Annotated in this window: 14 protein-coding genes; 9 read left to right on the top strand and 5 right to left on the bottom strand. The window is 65.1% G+C overall.

What is annotated here, in order from left to right:
* Positions 1-130: 130 nt before the first annotated feature.
* The 3 genes from J2S97_RS13715 to J2S97_RS13705 form a co-directional block, all read right to left on the bottom strand.
* A complete protein-coding gene (locus tag J2S97_RS13715) occupies positions 131-1,744 on the bottom strand; it encodes an ABC transporter substrate-binding protein (protein WP_307050314.1) in 1,614 nt (537 codons plus the stop codon).
* A 165-nt stretch (positions 1,745-1,909) separates the two neighbouring features.
* On the bottom strand, positions 1,910-3,979 hold the full coding sequence (gene murJ / locus J2S97_RS13710) for a murein biosynthesis integral membrane protein MurJ (protein ID WP_307050311.1): 2,070 nt from the start codon (positions 3,977-3,979) through the stop codon (positions 1,910-1,912).
* A 66-nt stretch (positions 3,980-4,045) separates the two neighbouring features.
* On the bottom strand, positions 4,046-4,594 hold the full coding sequence (locus tag J2S97_RS13705) for an NUDIX hydrolase (protein ID WP_307050309.1): 549 nt from the start codon (positions 4,592-4,594) through the stop codon (positions 4,046-4,048).
* 160 nt (positions 4,595-4,754) lie between these two features.
* On the opposite strand from J2S97_RS13705, the gene J2S97_RS13700 reads away from it, so the two are divergent.
* The 5 genes from J2S97_RS13700 (at position 4,755) to J2S97_RS13680 (ending at position 10,773) form a co-directional block, all read left to right on the top strand.
* Positions 4,755-6,245, top strand: coding sequence for a CCA tRNA nucleotidyltransferase (locus tag J2S97_RS13700; RefSeq protein WP_307050307.1), 1,491 nt, complete (start codon positions 4,755-4,757; stop codon positions 6,243-6,245).
* 3 nt (positions 6,246-6,248) lie between these two features.
* Positions 6,249-6,830, top strand: coding sequence for a histidine phosphatase family protein (locus J2S97_RS13695; protein WP_307050603.1), 582 nt, complete (start codon positions 6,249-6,251; stop codon positions 6,828-6,830).
* A gap of 700 nt (positions 6,831-7,530) precedes the next feature.
* Positions 7,531-7,671 carry a hypothetical protein gene (locus J2S97_RS13690; RefSeq protein WP_307050305.1) on the top strand — a complete coding sequence of 47 codons (141 nt, stop codon included), beginning with the start codon at positions 7,531-7,533 and terminating at the stop codon, positions 7,669-7,671.
* Positions 7,672-7,871: 200 nt separating this feature from the next.
* Complete coding sequence (locus J2S97_RS13685) at positions 7,872-9,341, top strand: glycosyltransferase family 87 protein (RefSeq protein ID WP_307050304.1); 1,470 nt, start codon at positions 7,872-7,874, stop codon at positions 9,339-9,341.
* Positions 9,334-10,773, top strand: coding sequence for a phytoene desaturase family protein (locus tag J2S97_RS13680; protein ID WP_307050302.1), 1,440 nt, complete (start codon positions 9,334-9,336; stop codon positions 10,771-10,773). The genes J2S97_RS13685 and J2S97_RS13680 overlap by 8 nt, the downstream gene beginning before the upstream one ends.
* 9 nt (positions 10,774-10,782) lie before the next feature.
* Here the strand turns inward: J2S97_RS13680 and J2S97_RS13675 are convergent, their stop codons facing one another.
* The gene (locus tag J2S97_RS13675; protein ID WP_307050300.1) at positions 10,783-11,433 is read right to left on the bottom strand and encodes an NAD(P)-dependent oxidoreductase; all 651 of its coding nucleotides are present in this window, start codon (positions 11,431-11,433) and stop codon (positions 10,783-10,785) included.
* Positions 11,434-11,537: 104 nt separating this feature from the next.
* Here J2S97_RS13675 and J2S97_RS13670 point away from each other — a divergent pair, with 104 nt between their 5' ends.
* Complete coding sequence (locus J2S97_RS13670; protein ID WP_307050298.1) at positions 11,538-11,918, top strand: winged helix-turn-helix transcriptional regulator; 381 nt, start codon at positions 11,538-11,540, stop codon at positions 11,916-11,918.
* On the opposite strand, the gene J2S97_RS13665 is transcribed toward J2S97_RS13670, so the two are convergent.
* Positions 11,879-12,316: an ATP-binding cassette domain-containing protein gene (locus J2S97_RS13665; RefSeq protein ID WP_373460557.1), complete on the bottom strand. Its 438-nt coding sequence runs from the start codon at positions 12,314-12,316 to the stop codon at positions 11,879-11,881. The genes J2S97_RS13670 and J2S97_RS13665 overlap by 40 nt on opposite strands.
* Positions 12,317-12,490: 174 nt before the next feature.
* On the opposite strand from J2S97_RS13665, the gene J2S97_RS13660 reads away from it, so the two are divergent.
* The 3 genes from J2S97_RS13660 to J2S97_RS13650 all read left to right on the top strand — a co-directional run bounded on the left by J2S97_RS13660 (position 12,491) and on the right by J2S97_RS13650 (position 18,229).
* Complete coding sequence (locus J2S97_RS13660; RefSeq protein ID WP_307050297.1) at positions 12,491-14,485, top strand: penicillin-binding transpeptidase domain-containing protein; 1,995 nt, start codon at positions 12,491-12,493, stop codon at positions 14,483-14,485.
* Positions 14,486-14,636: 151 nt separating this feature from the next.
* On the top strand, positions 14,637-16,442 hold the full coding sequence (locus J2S97_RS13655) for an S-layer homology domain-containing protein (protein ID WP_307050295.1): 1,806 nt from the start codon (positions 14,637-14,639) through the stop codon (positions 16,440-16,442).
* Between the two features lie 104 nt (positions 16,443-16,546).
* Positions 16,547-18,229: an ABC-F family ATP-binding cassette domain-containing protein gene (locus J2S97_RS13650; RefSeq protein ID WP_307050293.1), complete on the top strand. Its 1,683-nt coding sequence runs from the start codon at positions 16,547-16,549 to the stop codon at positions 18,227-18,229.
* Positions 18,230-18,382: the final 153 nt, after the last annotated feature.

Genomic DNA, 18,382 nt, shown 5'->3' with positions numbered 1-18,382 from the left:
AATATTCCGGGGTAGGCGGTAGCCCAACAAGACGCCACCACTCAGGGTACCGCCTTGCTGGGCTGGGAGACGCCCTGTTACCGGGCCTCCAACGCGCCGGTGGGCCCGTTGCTGCCGGGCGTGCCGTCCCCTACTGAACCTTGATCTCGGCGAGGCGGAGCCCGTAGCCGAAGCGCGTCTTGGGCGCCGCCAGCTTGGGAAGGTTCTTGATGGACACAATCACGTACTGGGCCGTAACCGGCTCAGGCAGCGGCATGGTCAGGTCCGGCGAGGTGAAGCTGTTGCTCCCAACCTGCTTGGCTCCCTCCATGGACGGGCGGTCGTTTGTCAGCACGCTGATGCTGCCGCCGGAACCGCCCAGCTGGCTCAGCGTGATGGAAGAGACTTTCGAGGGATTCTTCAGCTTGACGACGAGGGACACGTCAGGAGCCAGGCCGCCCCAGTTGTCCGTGGCGAACTCCATGTCCGACCAATAGCTTGCACCGTTGCCGTCGAACGTCTTGGAAAGGTCGCCGTCGTAGGTGGCGGCAAAATCAAAGTCACCCAGGCGGGAGACGCCCTCGACCGCCGGCGGACCTGCCACCGGCGCAGATGCGCTGGGCGTGGCCTGCCCGGACGTCTGGGGTTGCGCGGTGCCGGACGTTCCTGGAACGGGATTACTCTGGGGCTCGCTCTTAAACAGGCTTCCCAGGTTGGATACGGCAAAGATGAGGCCAACTACCAATACGGCAGCCAGCAGCCCGCCCACGAGCCAGCGCATTGACCGGGGCTCGCGCTCTGGAGGCTCTTCGTCGTCATAATATTCGTCTGTTTCGTCGTCCCGACCGTTCCGGGCGAAGGCCGGGAAGGTGCCAGCCATGCGTTCCCGTGCTGTTTTGGCTGGTCCGGTGGAGGGCGCCGCTTCATCCGTGTAGTCGTAGTCATCGTCCGCCCACAGGGACACTTTTGGAGATTCAGCAGCCGAGGCCTGGGCACTCAGCGATTCTGTGTTCCGCTGCGCGCTGGGGGCCGACGCCGGTGTGCTGGCCTGTTGGGGAACCGCCTGCTGCGGGGTGGTCGCCTGGGGCGCGGTGGAAGGCTCCCTGGACGACTTGCCCGCCGCTGCGGCACCGGCCGCGAGCCCGGCGGCACCGGCAGCAGCAGCCCCTGCACCGGATCCGCGTCCGTTGGCAGCACCGGCGCCGGAGGAGCCAAGGGATGGCGCCGACGACGGGCGCGCCGGTGCAACGCGCGCCGGGACAACCGGCGGAACCACCGGGGGCGATGATTTCTTGCGTTCCTGTCCGGCGGGCTGGTTGTTGCCGTAATTGATGTAGCCGGCGTCAACTTCTTCTTCGTCGTACAGGCCGTCATAGGTCTCCGGCTCGTGGGAACGGGCCTGGCCGAAAATTTCGCTGCCGAGGGTGTCCGTGAAGAAGGGCTCGACGTAGGGCGGGTTGGATGCCACCACGAGGTCCAGGAGGTCGGCGGCCGACGTGTGGTTGGTGATCAGGTAGGTTGTGGAATCGCTGACGCCAAGGTCCAGGATCTGCACATTTCCGGGACGTTCGCCGGTGGCAACCTCACGGGCGCTTTGGGCTACCTGCTCCGCATTGTCAGGACCCGCAACCAGGATGCTCACTGGCCGGTTGAGGACTTGGTCAACACCATCCAGCACCAGATCATGGTCGTGTGAGGTCAATACGGTGGCGGTGACCTTGTAGCGGCCGCCGAGCACTGATCCAACATCGATCGGGTGGGACACGGGTTCCTCCTAGACTGTCCGGGGAATTGCCGCCTCGGTCATGCCAAAGCGGATACACCGGTTAGCCGGTTAATTTCTGGTCTGTAATTACCCTAGTTAGCTTCTGATCCTAGCCGATGGAGCATAACGGCCGTGTGAGACAGGCGCTGTGAAACCGCCGCGTTGTCACCTTTTCTTCCTTCGGTGCTTGCTGAAGTACGGGTTGCGGCCGGCCGTTCCCTGGAAGGTCCTGCGGCCAGGCAGCGGGATCTCCTCACGCACGATGCTCCCGCGGGCCGTGTTGGGCACTTCCTCTGCCGGGAGGTATTCGCCCGCGGTCGCGGGATGCTGCCCGTCGTCGTGCCGGGGCGGTTCTTGAACCTGCGGTCCCGCGCGGAATGATGCGGCATCGAACTCTCCGGATATCCTAGGAATCAGTCCGGTATCGACCGAAACTGTGGCGCGCTCCGCCGTCGTCCGTTCCCGTGCCGAAGCGGTGCCCGCCGGCGTCCCCGGAGCCGCCGGTGCGGCGGCTGGAGCGGAGCCCCGGCCCAACCGGCCCAGCAGGGGCTGCAACAGGTCGCGAAGTTCCGTGACGCGGAAAAGCTTCAGCAGCAACAGGTATGCCACGAGCATCACAGGCCCGACGACGACAATGGTCACCAAGGCCTCGATCCTGCCGCTCCAGGCGAATCCATCGGCACTGTAGCTGCCCATGAGCCACAGCGTACCGGCGCCGGCCACAGCGGAACCCAGCGCCGCGTAACCCATTCGGATGTACGAGTTGGCGATCCGCGGACCGTCCAGATGACCCAGCAGGCGGCGTAGGAAGAACGCGCTCACAACCACGGACAGGATGTTTCCGCCCGTGTACAGGATGGCAATGGCGAAAATAATCTGGTCGAAGGGCAGGAACTGGATGCAGAACGCCGCCACGACGTTGACGAGCGCCAGCACGAGCTGGATGTAGAACGGGGTCCGGGCGTCCTCGTTTGCGTAGAAGACCCGGGACATCATGAAGTTGGCACTCATGAACGGCGTGCTGAGGGCCAGGATGGTGAGCGTCTGGGCGAGCATCACGCCGTCCTGCTCTTTGCCGCCCGAGAAGAACATGCCCAGCGGCCCGGCGAGGGCGAACAGTGCCAGTGCCCCGAAGACCGTGGCCACCGCCATGGTCCTGAGGCCATGGGACAGGGCGTCGCGCAGCTCGGCCCGGTTCCCGTCCTGGACGGCCCGGGTCATCCGGTTGAACAGCACAGTCGCGAGGGACAAGGCGATGATGGAGTGCGGCAGCAGGTATAACTGGCTGGCCACCTCCAGCACGGCGTTGCCGGGCAGGGTGGCAGCGGCGGAGAGGTCCCCCGCGTGCTCGAGGCGAAGCCGCTCGGCACCCGGAATGGTGGCAATGCGCATGACGTACAGGAAAGCGAGCTGCCCGACGGCGGCAGTCAGCAGCGTCCAGACGCTCAGTTTTGCGGCCTGGCCGAGCCCCACCCCGCGCCAGCCGAACCTGGGACGGAGCCCCAGCCTGAGCCTGAACACCGGAATCAGCAGGATGGCGGTCTGGGCCACCACGCCCACGGTGGAGAACCCGGCCACCAGTAATGTTTGGGTCGGCCCCCAGTTGTCCAGCGTGTGGGGATTAGTGACGTTGGGCCCGAGGATCCAGATGAACATGCCCAGGCCGGCGATGGCCACGATGTTGTTCAGGATGGGCGCCCACATGGCCGGACCGAAAGCCCCGTTGGCGTTCAACACCTGCGTCAACAGGGCGTAAAGGCCGTAGAAGAAGATCTGGGGCAGGCACCAGAACGCGAAGGAAACCGCGAGTGATTTCTGTTCGGCCGAGTACCCCTGCGTGGTCAGCTCGATGACCCACGGAGCCAGGAGGGTGACGAGCAGGGTCAGGCTCAGAAGCACCAGGACAGCCAGCGTAAGGAGCCGGCTGATGTAGTCCGCTCCCCTGTCCGGTGCCTTGCTGGCCTTGATGATCTGGGGGACCAGGACGGCGTTGAACACGCCGCCGGCCACCAACAGAAAGATCAGGTTCGGCAGGTTGTTGGCGTTGATAAAGGTGTCATTGACGGTGGAGCCCAGGCCAAGGGCCGCACCGAGCATCCACGTCTTGCCGAAGCCAAGGAAACGGGAGACCAGGGTCCCTGCCGCCATGATGGCGCTGGAACGGGCCTCTCCTTGCTGGACAGTCCTGGAATCGGCCGAGCCCGGCTCGGGGGTAGCTGGATTGGCTGCTGGCATGGCCTTCATCGTCTCAAGAGTGCGCAGTTACGCACGCGGGCGCCTAATCGAATCAGTCACATGACCTCAGAGGTGTTCCGGCAGGACTTCTCTGGCGAGGTCGGCAATGCGGCGCTCATTCGGAAAGGAAAGCTTGCGTGCGAGCTCGTGGATGGGCACCCAGGCGACATCCACTGCTTCCTGGTCGGGGTCGTTTTCGATGGTCAGCTCGCCGCCGGTGGCCCGGAGCAGGTAGTGGTGGACGGTCTTGTGAACCCGGTGCCCGCTGACGGTGAACCAGTAGTCGATGCTGCCGAGCGGGGCCAGGATATTGCCGCTGATGCCCGTTTCTTCGGCGATTTCACGGACTGCCGCTTCCTCGTTCTTTTCCTTGCCCTCCGGGTGGCCCTTCGGCAAGCACCATTCGAGGCGTCCGCCGCGGTTCAGGCGGGCGATGATCGCAACCCTCAGCTCGCCGTCGGACGTGTCAACAACAACGCCCCCGGCGGAGACTTCCTCGACCGTGGGCAGCGAGGCCGGCCCCGGGTGCTGGGCGGGCGCGACATGGGCACCGATTGCCGACGGCAACGGTGGGTTTGTCCTCCTGCCTGGAGCACTCGGTACGGGATGGGCCATGAAGTCCACTCTAACGACTCTTGCCCCTTGGTGATGACCGGAACATGACAAGAAAGTGGACTGCGTGTGACGCAGTTTCCGGAACCCGCGGCGTAACGGCGTGGTTCGGCGGCCCCTATTGGTGCTTGTTGGCGTGGTTTTCTGACAAGCTTAAGTAACTATGGCGCACGCACATCAAAAGTCCGACTCCCACACCGTCGATTTCCATGTGGACCCGGTGGTCCTGGAGCTCGGTCAGCGCTTCGTCGACGCCGGGCATGAACTGTCGCTGGTGGGCGGACCCGTGCGTGACCTTTTCCTGGGGAGGATCTCCCCCGATCTTGATTTCACCACGGACGCCACGCCCGACCAGACCCTGGCCCTGATCCGCAAGTGGGCGGACAACTTCTGGGAGATCGGTCGGGCCTTCGGCACCATCGGAATGCGGAAGTCCGGTTTCCAGATTGAGATCACCACCTACCGGGCAGACGCCTACGACCCTGAGTCGCGCAAGCCCGCCGTCGCGTTCGGCTCATCGCTGACCGAGGACCTCCTTCGCCGGGACTTCACCATCAATGCCATGGCGCTGCGCCTGCCCTCGATGGAACTCGTGGACCCGTTTGGCGGAGTCCGCGACCTTCACGCCTCCGTGCTGGCCACGCCGGGCGCGCCGGAGACGTCCTTTTCTGATGACCCGCTGCGCATGATGCGGGCGGCCCGGTTTGCCTCCCAACTCGGTGTGGCGGTCCGCGACGACGTAAAGCAGGCGATGACGCGGATGGCGGAGCGGATCACCATCATCTCGGCGGAGCGGACTCGCGAGGAACTGGTGAAGCTCATCTGCGGATCGCACCCCCGCGTAGGCATAGACCTCCTGGTGGACACCGGCCTTGCCGAATTCGTCCTGCCGGAAGTGTCCGCCCTGCGCCTGGAGGCCGACGAGCACCACCGGCACAAGGACGTCTACCAACACTCCCTCCAGGTTCTGGAGCAGGCCGCCGGGATGGAGACCGGGGCTGACGGCCCCGTGCCCGGCCCGGATTTTGTCCTGCGGTTTGCCGCCCTGATGCACGACGTCGGAAAGCCGGCTACGCGCCGTTTTGAGCCGGGCGGTGCGGTGAGCTTTCGCCACCACGACATGGTGGGCTCCAAACTGACCAAGAAGCGGATGAAGGCCCTCCGCTTCGACAATGACACCATAAAGGCCGTGGCACGGCTGGTCGAGCTGCACATGCGCTTCTACGGCTACGGGGAGGCCGGCTGGAGCGACTCCGCGGTCCGCCGCTACGTGACCGACGCCGGGCCCCTCCTGGACCGCCTGCATCTGCTGACGCGGTCCGACGTGACAACCCGAAACCAGCGCAAGGCGGACCGGCTGTCCTTTGCCTATGACGACCTTGAAGCGCGCATCGCGGCGCTGCGTGAACAGGAATCACTGGAAGCAGTCCGGCCCGACCTCGACGGGGGCCAGATCATGGCCCTTCTCGGCCTGAAGCCCGGGCCCGTGGTGGGCAAGGCCTACAAGTTCCTGCTTGAAGAGCGCATGGAGCACGGCCCGCTGGAACCCGCAGTAGCAGAGGCAAAGCTGCGCGAGTGGTGGGCGGACCAGCCTGAAGCCGCCGAACACGAGCCGGCCGCCGGCGTCGAACTTTCCACTACCGAGGAGTCATAAGTGATGTCACTCAACAGCACTGCCCGCCCCCAGCTCTGGATCCTGCGCCATGGTGAAACCGAGTGGTCAAAGAGCGGCCAGTACACCGGACTCACCGATCTTCCCCTCACGGTGGAAGGCGAGCAGCAGGCGGTGGAGGCACGGAAGGTCCTCGACAGCGTCGACTTCGACCTCGTGCTGACCTCGCCGCTGCGGAGGGCTCGCCGCACGGCGGAACTGGCAGGCTTCCCCGACGCCGAACAGGAACCCCTCGCGGTGGAATGGAACTACGGGGACTACGAAGGCATCAGTTCGGACCTGATCCGCAAGGACAACCCGGAGTACCTGATCTGGACGCACGGTGTTCCCAACGGCGAGGCCCTGGAGGAAGTGGCAGCGCGGGCGGACAAGATCGTGGCCCGCGTGCTGGAATCCGGACTCGACAACGTGCTCATTGTGGCCCACGGGCACTTCTCCAGGATCCTGACAGCGCGTTGGCTCGGGCTCGACCCTGAGGAAGGCCGGCACTTCATCCTCGGAACCGCGAAAGTCTGCACCCTCGGATGGGATAAGAAGACCCCCGCCGTGGTCCGCTGGGGACTATAAAGACGATTTATCAAATATTTCGGGGAATCTTTCAAATTCAGTAGGCAAAAGCCCTGAGCTTGGTGTAATTTTATTCCTGACTCCAGTGCGTCCTGCCAGGGTCACCGGCGCGCGTTGTCCAGTTAGTCAACTGAGCAGCGGCATAGCAGAAAAGGAGGTTGGGAAAAATGATTACTTTGACTAGCGGATGGAAGATGACCATCACCGCGTCCCCGGCCTCTGTTGCTGAATCGCGCCCAAATCACGGACTGACCGGCTCCTGACCCGCGCCGATTCCTGCCTTGCGGCCGGAGTTTCGGTGTTCGGCTTCCTGACTAAGGAAGCCTTGCGGCAGTCGGCCGTCCACGCGGGCCCGTGCGGTTACGCAACACCCCATAGTTCGGAACCCAGCTTCTTGTTGGGGACTGCGGCGTAACTGCATCCAGGGGCCACCCTTCGCTCAGCGAATCCACTCATTGTTTAGCGCTTTTTCGCGGACATATTAACCGGGCATTTTCGCGCCCTTATTCAAACCATTAATTCCCGCAATTAACTGGCCTTAATTGTCATGCCCATTTCCAGCCAATTCATTATTCAACCAATCAAAGGATTCACTGTGAGCACCAGTGTCAGCACCCCTGTCAGCACGACCGAGGCAAACCGCCGCATCCAACCCCGCCGCCACCGCCGCCGGCGAGACACACCCCGGGAGGAGGTAACCATGATGAAAAGACTCCGGAGCATACTGCGCCTTGGCTGGCAGCCTGCCCTGAAGGACAAAACGCTGTTTGACGGCCAGCTCCTCGACCAGAAGCGTGAAGACGTATACGTCGTAATGCACCAAATGGGCGTCATCCGCTAAGGCAGGACCCTCTTTCTGAAATTCCCGGGCTGCAGTCGGGGATGGAACAACCAGGAGGGCCTGATGGCAACCATCGATATCCATGCCCAAAAAGCCCACGCGGCGACGCGTGGGCTTTTTGTTTGCCGGAGGGGCTCCCCCGGGCGGGCCGCCCGCTCTCGCCTGTCCTGATCCCGCAAGAGCGAAGGTAAGCTCGAGGAATGCAGGAGACAATGCCGCCGGCGCACCGAAAACGGTCCCGCCTGGTTATTCCGAGCCGAAGCGATCTCCTGCTCAGGAACTTCACCGAGCTGATCGGCGGCCCCATGGGTCACCGGGCTGCACCGGGCATCGTCTCACCCGGAATTTTCACCGTTGAACGCGTCCTCATCATCCTCACCGTGCTGGCCGCCCTGGCAAGCGTCATGGTCAAGAACTACTGCCGGTTAAACGGCTGGGAGTCGCCGGGCCAGTTCTATTCCACGTGCTACTCGGATTTTCCGGAACTCTTCCGCAACCGGGGACTGGGTGACGGCACCTTCCCCTTTTTCAGCGAGGGCAGCTTCTTCGAGTATCCCGTCCTGATGGGCGTCATCGCGGGACTGACAGCCATGTTGGTTCCCGGGCAGGGCGCCACGGACGCGCGCATCCTCGGGTACTTCGACGTCAACGCAACACTGATCGCGGCCGTCTGGATCGTCACGGTCCTGGCCACCGCTCGCATGAGCCGCCGCCGGCCGTGGGACGCGGCCATGGTGGCCATCGCACCTGGAATCATCCTCGCCGGAGTGATCAACTGGGATATGTGGGCCGTTGGCCTGCTGGCGGTAGGCATGTACTTCTTCTCGCGCGACCGGCTGGTGCTGGCCGGTATCTTCATCGGCCTGGGTACGGCTACCAAGCTGTATCCGGTCCTGGTATTCGGGGCTATCCTCCTGTTGGCCCTTCGCACGGGGAAAATCCGTCCGCTGCTGGTCACCGCTGCCGCAGCAGCCGCGGCCTGGCTCACCGTCAACATCCCCATAGCCGCGATGAACCCCTCCGGCTGGAAGTACTTCTACCAATTCACGGAGGACCGCCCAGCCGGCTACAGCTCCCCCTGGTTCGCATACAACCTTGTGGCCGGACGCCTGCAATGGCCGGTCCTGGGGCCGGAGGCGATCAACACCCTCGCCCTCAACCTGTTCCTCATCAGCTGCGTGCTCATCGCAATCCTTGCCCTGACGGCATCCCGCCGCCCACGGCTGGCACAGCTGGCCTTCCTGATCGTGGCGGCCTTCATCCTCACGAACAAGGTGTACTCCCCGCAGTTCGTCATCTGGCTGATCCCCCTGCTGGCCCTGGCCCGTCCGCGCTGGCGCGACTTCCTCATCTGGCAGGGGATCGAAGGACTGCACTGGGCGGCCGTGTGGATGTACCTGGGCCAGGTGACCAGCGGCGGCCCGACGCAGCACAATATCGATATGCCCTACTACGTACTGGCAGTCGCCCTGCACATGATTGCCACGGCGTACCTTATGGTCCGCGTGGCCTGGGACATCTGGGACCCGGGCTACGACGTCATCCGCCGCCATAAACTCGACGATCCCCAGGGCGGGCCGTTCGACGGCGCCCGGGACTGGCTGCGGTTGAATCCCGGAGACCCTGGGGCCTCGGTCCTCCCCTGGCGGCGGGCAGCCAGCAATGCCTGACGTCGCCGTCGTCGGTTCCGGCCCAAACGGGCTCGCCGCTGCGGTGACCATGGCCCGCGCCGGCCTCAAGGTGCACGTGTATGAGGCAGCCGACACGCCGGGCGGCGGGCTGCGGACGTCCGAGCTGATGCAGCCGGGCCACCTGCACGACATTTGCTCTGCCGTGCAGCCCATGGCCCTTGCGTCGCCGTTCTTCCGGGCGTTCGAGCTGTCCCGGCGCGTTGACCTCATCACGCCGGAGCTCTCCTTCGGATCGCCCCTGGACGGAGGCCGGGCAGCCTTGGCGTATCACTCGCTGGACCGGACCGTCGCGGGGCTGGGACGCGACGGTCCTGCGTACCGGCGGCTGATGGCACCCCTCGTGCGACGGGCGAACGGCGTTGCCGACTTCACCCTTAATCAGCTCCTGCGGGTCCCCCACGATCCGGTCGCTGCTATCCTCTTCGGGCTGCGGACACTCGAGCAGGGCTCACCGGCATGGGGTGCCAGGTTCCGCGAGGAACTGGCGCCGGCGCTCCTGACCGGTGTCGCCGCGCACTCCGTGGGGCGGTTGCCGTCCCTGGCACCTTCAGGGGCCGGGCTGATGCTCGGAACGCTGGCCCACGCGCAGGGCTGGCCAATTCCCGTGGGCGGGTCCGTGTCGATCGCCCGGGCCATGGTCCGGGACATCGAAGCCCACGGCGGGACGGTCGAAACCGGGCGGCGGATCGGCTCCCTGGAGGAGCTGCCGGCGGCCAAGGCGACACTTCTTGATATTGCGCCGCCGGCACTGCTCCGGCTTGCCGGGGACAGCCTGCCTGCCGGCTACCGACGGCAGCTGGAGTCCTTCCGTTTCGGCAACGCTGCCTGCAAGGTGGACTTCATCCTGTCCGGACCTGTTCCGTGGGAAGCTGCCGGATTGGCCGACGCCGGAACGGTCCACGTAGGCGGCTCACGCGCCGAGATGGCAGAGGCCGAAAACCTTGTGGCTGCCGGGCGGCACCCGGAACGGCCCTACGTCCTGGTGTCCCAGCCGTCACGGTTTGACAGTTCCCGTGCTCCGATGGGGCGGCAGGTCCTCTGGACCTACTGCCACGTCCCGACGGGTTCAACGGTTGATATGGCCGAGGCCGTTTCGGCCCAGCTGGAACGGTTCGCCCCGGGTTTCCGGGACCTCGTGGTCGGGGTCCACGTGACGACGGCGGCCGGGCTGGCCGAGTACAACGAGAACTACGTCGGCGGAGACTTCGCTGCCGGGCTCATGGACCTCCGCGGGCTGATCCAGCGGCCGGTGATCAGCCCCGTGCCGTGGCGCACGCCCCTGGCCGGTGTGTACCTGTGCTCCTCATCAACGCCGCCCGGTCCCGGAGTGACCGGCATGCCGGGCTTCCATGCTGCTAAATATGCACTCAAGGACATATTCGGCTTGCCGCTGCCCCGGCTGGGCCTTTAGCCGTCCAGCTCAGGAAACGGGACGGTCCAGCGTGTGCCGGGCATCTATGCCTTCAGGGTTTGCCACCGTAAAGCGGGCGCGGTGGTGGGACGGAGTCTCCAACTCATCCAGCAGGGCCACGGCAAAGTCCTGCGTGGAGATGGACGGGCCGGCGGGCGAGTCCGCCGCCGTGGTGTAGGTGCCGGTCCGGGCACCGGGCTGCATGACGGGAGCTGGGGCCAACATTGTCCAGTTGAGGCTCTCCGGAGCGGACCGGATCTCGTCGTAGGCGGCGGCCATGGTCCGGGCTTCGGGCCGGTACGGCTCAGGGTAGCCGGGGGACTCGCACAACCGGATGCCATTGACTTCGAGCGCCCCGGATCCGCCCACCACCAGCAGTCGGGTATCGCCGGCATGGCCGAATGCGGCCGTTATGGCCGCAAGCCATTCGCCGTGGTCGCCGCCGGTGCGGCTGGGCACCGTAGCCAGCACGACGGCGTCGTGATCCCTGGCTATGTTGGCGAACGTGCGGACATCCGCCAGTTCGGCGCTGCATGCCGTCGCACCCCGGACCGGAGCGCCCGTCCGCGAGATGGCCGTTACGTCGTGGCCCCGCCGCAGCGACTCCTTGACGATCTGGCCGCCCACCATCCCGGTGGCACCGTACACTGCGATTTTCATGCCGCTCCTCGCATTTGGTACCGTAGGAATTCCGTTAGTATCTATAGGATACCGATGGCTTCTGCGAAATGAGGTGCTCATTGGATACTCTTTTGCCTGGTCTCATGCCCGGTGCCGACATCATGGATCCGCTATGCCCGTCCCGCGTTGTTTTCCAACGGATCGGGGACAAATGGGCGTCGCTTGTGGTCCAGGTGTTGGCTGACGGCCCCGTCCGTTTCTCCGAACTGCGCAAGCACGTCCACGTCATCACGCCCAAGGTCCTGACCCAGACCCTGAGAACGCTTGAACGCGACGGGCTGATCACCCGCACCGTGTTCGCCCAAGTCCCGCCGCGCGTCGACTATCAGCTGACCGGCCTCGGAGAGTCGCTGCTGGGCCCCCTCGCGGTCCTCCGGGAGTGGGCCGAGTCAAACGTTCCCAGCATCCTGGACGCCAGGGACGCCTACGATGAAGCCCGTGACGGGGCGCTGCCGGAGGGCTGACGGGCTGAGATCCGTCGATCCCGCATAGTGGCCACGGCATTGGTCAGCGCCACGAATTCGGTGTCGTGGGTGACCATCACGGTGGCCACGCGGAATTCGTCGGTGACCTCCCGCAGGAGCCGGACAATCTCTTCGCTCCGCGAGTGGTCCAGCGCCTCTGTCGGTTCGTCCACGAGGAGCACGGCGGGGCGTCCCATCAGGGCGCGGGCAATGTTCACGCGTTGACGCTGGCCGCCGGACAGCTGGTGCGGGCGTTTGCCGCGGACCGGTCTGAGCCCGACAATCTCCAGAAGTTCCTCCGCCCTCTGGCGGGCGGTCTCCGGGTACTCGTGGGTTACGTTGACGCGGTTTTCAATGAATATTCCTTTCGCGGAATGTATGAGCTGTTGAGGACTCATTCAGTTGCCGCCGAGGGCGGGCAGGGGGTCCACGCGACATCTACGGCAAGCTCGGCGTTGAGGAACCGCACGGCAGCGGTTTCCGTCGCCACGCAGCGCCGGATCATCCGCCCCGCCTGAGCGCAGGAACGCTGTGACAAGAAGTTTGTCGGCGCCAACGGGCATAATGGCGCGGTGGGGAACTTTCAGAAACTTTCGCTTGCTCTTGTCGGACTAATAATTGGCGGATCGCTGGTGGCCTGCGATGACGGCCGTGCCGGCGCGCAGGACGCAGCGAAGCAGCTCGCGTCTGCTGTGGCGGCGCTGGATGTAGGCTCCGTTGCCTTCGAAGGCAAGGACGCCGCGGCCGCCAACGAACAGCTGAAAGAGGTGTTCCGGGCGCTCGAGCCTGCCAAGCCGGCCGTTGAAAGCGGCGAGTTGAAACTGGAGAAGGACACCGCGACGGTCCCACTGAACTACAGCTGGAAGATCGGCTCCGATGACTGGAAGTACACCGTTTCCGCCGAACTGAAGAAGTCGGGCGACAAGTGGCTGACCGTGTGGACGCCTGGCCTGCTGGTCCCGGAACTGGCGGACGGCGAAGTCCTCAGCACTGCCGTTCACTCGCCGCAGAGGGCCGAGATCCTGGGCGCCGGTGACGCGAAGCTCGTAACATACCGGCCGGTGGTGAACGTCGGCATCGACAAGCCCAAGCTGGCCGCCGCCGACCCGGCCGCTTCCGCCACCAAACTCGCCCAACTGGTGGGAGTGGACCCCGCCGCCTACACGCAGCAGGTCCAGGCGGCCGGCCCCGAGGCTTTCGTCACCGCCATCACCCTGCGTGAGGACGGCCGGACCATCACGGACGCGCAGATCGCCGAGATTCCCGGCGCCCGCTCCATCCGCGACTTCCTGCCGCTGGCACCCACCCGCACCTTCGCCCGCGCCCTCCTCGGTACTGCGGCTGAGGCGAACGCCGAACAGATTGAGAAGTCCGGCGGGACGCTCAAGGCCGGGGACACCACCGGCACCGGCGGGCTTCAGCAGCAATACGACGCGCAACTCCGCGGCACTGATGGCGTCCAGGTCTTCGCCGAAAAGGCCGGGCTCACAGCTGAGGAGAAGCAGTCGTTGCCCGACGAAGGCCGCCGGCTGCTGTTCCAGGTTGAGATCAAGCCGGGAACGCCTGTGAAGACCACACTGGATCCGAATCTTCAGCAGCTCGCAGAGGGCGTCCTTGCCGACGTGGGTCCGGCGTCCGCCATCGTGGCGCTGCGTCCGTCCAGCGGCGCGGTCCTGGCCGCAGCGTCGGGTCCGGGCAGCAACGGCTATAACACCGCAATGCTGGGCCAGTACGCCCCGGGCTCCACGTTCAAGATGGTGGATTCGCTCGCCATGATCCGCAACGGCATGACCCCTGACTCAAAAGTTGAGTGCACGCCCACGCTCACGGTCGACGGCCGCACGTTCAAAAACGCCGAGGGCTACCCGGAAGGCTCGCTGGGGTCCGTCACCCTGCGTGACGCGTTTGCCCACTCCTGCAACACCGCGTTCATTGCGGCACGGGATTCCGTCAGCCAGGCACAGCTGGAGTCCGCAGCCACGTCCCTGGGAGTGGCCGTCGAGGCATCAGGCCTGGGGGCCGCTGCCTTCGTCGGCTCGGTCCCCGGCGAGGCCGAAGGCACCGAGCACGCCGCATCCATGATCGGACAGGGCAAGGTGCTCCTCTCCCCGCTGGCAGCCGCGGTGATGGCCGGATCCGTGGCCAAGGGCTCTCCCGTCTCGCCCATCCTCGTGCTGAACGCGGAAGCCGGCACCGACACCGCGGGCACGGACGGCGCCGGAACCCCGAACGCGGACGGAGCGTCACCGTCGTTGACCTCCACCGCACCTGCGCCCGCAAAAGCCGCGGACAAGCCGGTAACGGCGGCGGAAGCTGCCGCGCTGGCCGACATGATGCGTGCAGTGGTGACCTCGGGCCACGCAGGGTTCCTGTCCTCCGTTCCGGGAGAACCCGTGGGCGCCAAGACAGGCACCGCCGAATTCGGCGACGAAAATCCGCCGAAGACGCACGCCTGGATTGTGGCCGTGCACGGCGACCTCGCCGTGGCGGTGTTTGTTGAGGAAGGCGGCCTTGGCGCCACCACCTCCGGCCCGTTGCTCAAGGAATTCCTGGTCGCGGCGGGATAGCGCAGCACCAGCGCAGCTTCAGCGCAGGATTCCGACAGTTTTAGGCGCGTGACCCCGATTCGGGGCGAAGCGGACCCTATTCTGGGATGGCTCGCCCCGCAATGGTCCACTGCGCTTGATTGCTGAACACGGAAAGAAGCACTGACTCCCGATGCATCTCCTTCACCGGACGGCCGCCGTCCTATCGGCCCTGCTCCTTTCGGCAGCCTCCCTCGGAGCTCTTTCCGCGCCGGCTTTAGCCGCACCGTCGGACCCGGCCGCGCCGCCGGTGTCGGAGCCTGCAGAGGGGACGCCGCATTCCGACCACACCTTTGAACCCGAGGCTCTCAGGGCGATCCGGGAAGCGGAGACCCCGCAGGGTGCCGCGAGCAGCCTGACCCGGGCCGGTGATATCAAGGTGACGCTGGTGACCATCAAGCTCGCCGACAAAACAGCGGAGCAGACAGCCGCCATCGATTTGAATGCTGCGAAGGCCGGGATCAACGCATCCAGTTCGTTCTGGAAGACAATGTCGAACAACCGGCTGTCCATGTCCGTCGCTTCCACCAGGACAGGTGTGGCATCGGCGGCAAGGTCCACCCAGACGTACTACGAGATCATGGACACCGTGACCCGCGAGTTGGGCTGGGTCAACGGGCCGTACAAGGCGCTCGTGGTTTTCGTTCCCGTGAGCGAACTGTCCTGGGGTGCTTTGGGAGCGGGCTGGAGCGCCGGGAACCAGGGCGGCCGGATCCTCATGCCCCTCCCCAACAATTTCACCAACAACGTCGTGGCCCACGAGTTCGGCCACGTCCTGGGCCTCATGCACTCCGACAGCCTGCAGTGTCTCAGCGGTAAGCCGGACGTCGGAGCGGACACCAACGGGAACTACACCGACAGTTCATGCACCGTGCGGGAGTACGGCGACACGATGGACCTCATGGGTGCTTCGCGTTGGTTCGAACTGCCGACCATCAGCTCCAGCCACTGGGAAGCCGGCGGGTTCGGCCGGGGTGACGAAATCCGGAACACGGGAATCGCGGCCGGACGAAAGAGCTACACGCTCAAGGCCTGGGCGGGGACGGAAGCCAACCGGGCGCTGAAATTCACGGACCCCAGAAGCGGGGAAATCTACTTCGTTGAACTGCGGCTCCCCGTCGGTTATGACGCCAGGCTGGCCGTTGACGGCAACAGGGGCGTCAAGATCGTCCAGCGCGGCGGCGCCACTGCGGTGTCGTCCTTGCTGCTGATGCCGTCCACAATCCCCTTCACCGGGTACTACGCGACAAATCACGCCTGGCAGGGAGGGAGCACCTTCGTGACCCATGCCGGCACCAAGGTCCGGATTGACTACATTTCCGGTGATGCGGCGGGCGTTACCATTACCGCCCCGGACCCGTTCACCGACATCAGCGGATCGGGCTTCCGGTCCGATATCACCTGGATGTACGACACCGGCCTGAGCACCGGCTGGGGCGACGGCACCTACCGGCCGTACCAGGCAATCAGCCGCGAGGCCATGGCAGCCTTTATGTACCGGCTCGCGGGAAACCCTGCCTTCACACCGCCGGCTACGTCTCCGTTCGTTGACGTCCCCGCCGGAAGCCTGTACTACAAGCAAATTGCGTGGCTTGAAGCGGAAGGGCTGGCAAACGGCTGGGAGGACGGCACGTTCCGCCCCGGAGCCTCCATGAGCCGCGAGGCCATGGCAGCCTTCATCTTCCGCTACAGCGGCGAGTACTGCAGGCTGCCTGCCACCTTGGGCTACTCGGGGCCCCTCGCCTCGCCGTTCTCGGACGTGCCCGTCAAGGCTGCCTTCTTCGATGAAATCGCGTGGACCAGCCAGTCCGGGATCTCGAAGGGCTGGATCGACGGCACATTCCGGCCACTGGACGCAATCTCACGCGAGGCCATGGCCGCCTTCATCCACCGGTTGGACACATTCCAGGACGCCAACGGAGGCTGCCGCCCCGCCTGAAGCTGACACCGGGGTTTTTGTCCAGATAATGCGGCCTTAGGGCGATTTAGGGGGCGATATCTGGACAGAAACTCCAGGGTGGGAGCCGTGGGAAGATTGATCGTGTGGCCCATATTGACGTTTCAGGCATCGATTACTTCCTCTCCGACGGCACCCAGCTGCTGAACGGGGTGACCTTCAAGGTCCCCGATGGCACTAAGACCGCGCTGATCGGACCCAACGGAACGGGAAAAACTACGCTGTTCCGCATCATTTCCGGTGACCTCGTCCCGGATGAGGGCGTAATCGGCCGCTCCGGCAACATGGGGATCATGCGACAGTTCGTCGGACAGGTCCGGGATGACTCCACCGTTCGCGACCTCCTGGTTTCGGCTGCTCCGCCTGCACTGGCCGCCGCTGCCCGCGCTGTTGACGAGGCCGAGCTGGCCATGATGGAGCACGACGACGAGCCCACCCAGATGCAGTACGCCCAGGCGATCGTGGACTGGGGAGACGCAGGAGGCTACGACGTCGAGACTGTCTGGGACGAAGTCTGCATGGCCGCGCTGGAACTGCCGTTCGACCGCGCGCAGCACCGCCCGGCGTCGAGCCTGTCCGGCGGCGAGCAGAAGCGGCTGGTGCTCGAGGCGCTCTTCGCCGGCCCGGACGAACTCCTGCTCCTGGACGAACCGGACAACTACCTGGACGTCCCGGGCAAGCGCTGGCTCGAGGGCAAGCTCAACGAGTCCAAGAAGACCGTGTTCTTCATCAGCCACGACCGCGAGCTGCTCAACAACGCGGCCGGCCGCATCGTCACCCTCGAACCGGGCATCAACGGCGCGGGCGCGTGGGTCCACGGCGGCGGCTTCGGCTCCTATGTCGAGGCGCGTGCAGACCGCAATGCCCGCTTCGAGGAGCTGCGCAAGCGCTGGGACGAGGAGCACGTGAAGCTCAAGGAACTCGTCAACATGTACAAGAACAAAGCCGCGTTCCGCTCCGACATGGCAAACCGGTACCACGCCGCGCAGACCCGGCTGGCGAAGTTCCTCGAAGCCGGGCCGCCCGAGGCCCTGCCTATCGAGCAGAACGTGCGGATGCGGCTCAAGGGCGGCCGGACCGCCAAGCGGGCCATCGTGGCCGAAAAGCTGGAACTGACCGGACTGATGAAGCCGTTCTCCACCGAGGTCTGGTTTGGTGACCGTGTCGGCGTGCTGGGCTCCAACGGTTCCGGCAAGAGCCACTTCCTGCGCCTGCTCGCCACCGGCGGCACCGACCCGGAGCGTGAGCACCTGCCCGTGTCCGACGTCGACATCGCCGAAGTGCCCCACGAAGGCACCGTTAAACTCGGGGCCCGCATCCGTCCAGGCTTCTTTGCGCAGACGCATATCCGCCCGGACCTCCTGGGCAAGACGTTGCTTGAGATCCTGCACCGCGGAGACGAGCACCGCTCCGGGCTGGGCCGTGAAGCGGCAGCCGGCGCACTGGACGGCTACGGCCTGGCCGGGCAGTCCGAGCAGAAGTACGATTCCCTGTCCGGCGGGCAGCAGGCCAGGTTCCAGATTCTGTTGCTGCAGCTTTCCGGTGCCACACTGCTGCTCCTCGACGAGCCGACCGACAACCTGGACCTGCACTCGGCCGAGGCGCTGGAGCGTGCCATCGACCACTTCGAGGGAACGGTCCTGGCCGTGACGCACGACCGCTGGTTCGCCCGGACGTTCGACCGCTTCCTCGTGTTCGGTTCTGACGGCAAGGTGTACGAATCGGCCGAGCCTGTCTGGGACGAGAAGCGTGTGGAGCGCGTCCGCTAAGCAGGACGCTCTCTCACCTCCTGCACGTTTTGCGCCCACGCTCGCTCACCTGGTGAGCGAGCGTGGGCGTTTATCGTGCAGGAAGTGATAGAAGGTTGGGGATTTAGTTGCAGGAAGTGAGAGAGCGTCGGACTATTCGAAGGTCCACATCGT

Source organism: Arthrobacter oryzae (assembly GCF_030812315.1).
GTDB classification, from domain to species: Bacteria; Actinomycetota; Actinomycetes; order Actinomycetales; family Micrococcaceae; genus Arthrobacter; species Arthrobacter oryzae_B.
The sequence above is the reverse complement of the archived record's forward strand: the minus strand, read 5'-3'. Positions and strand labels throughout refer to the sequence as shown.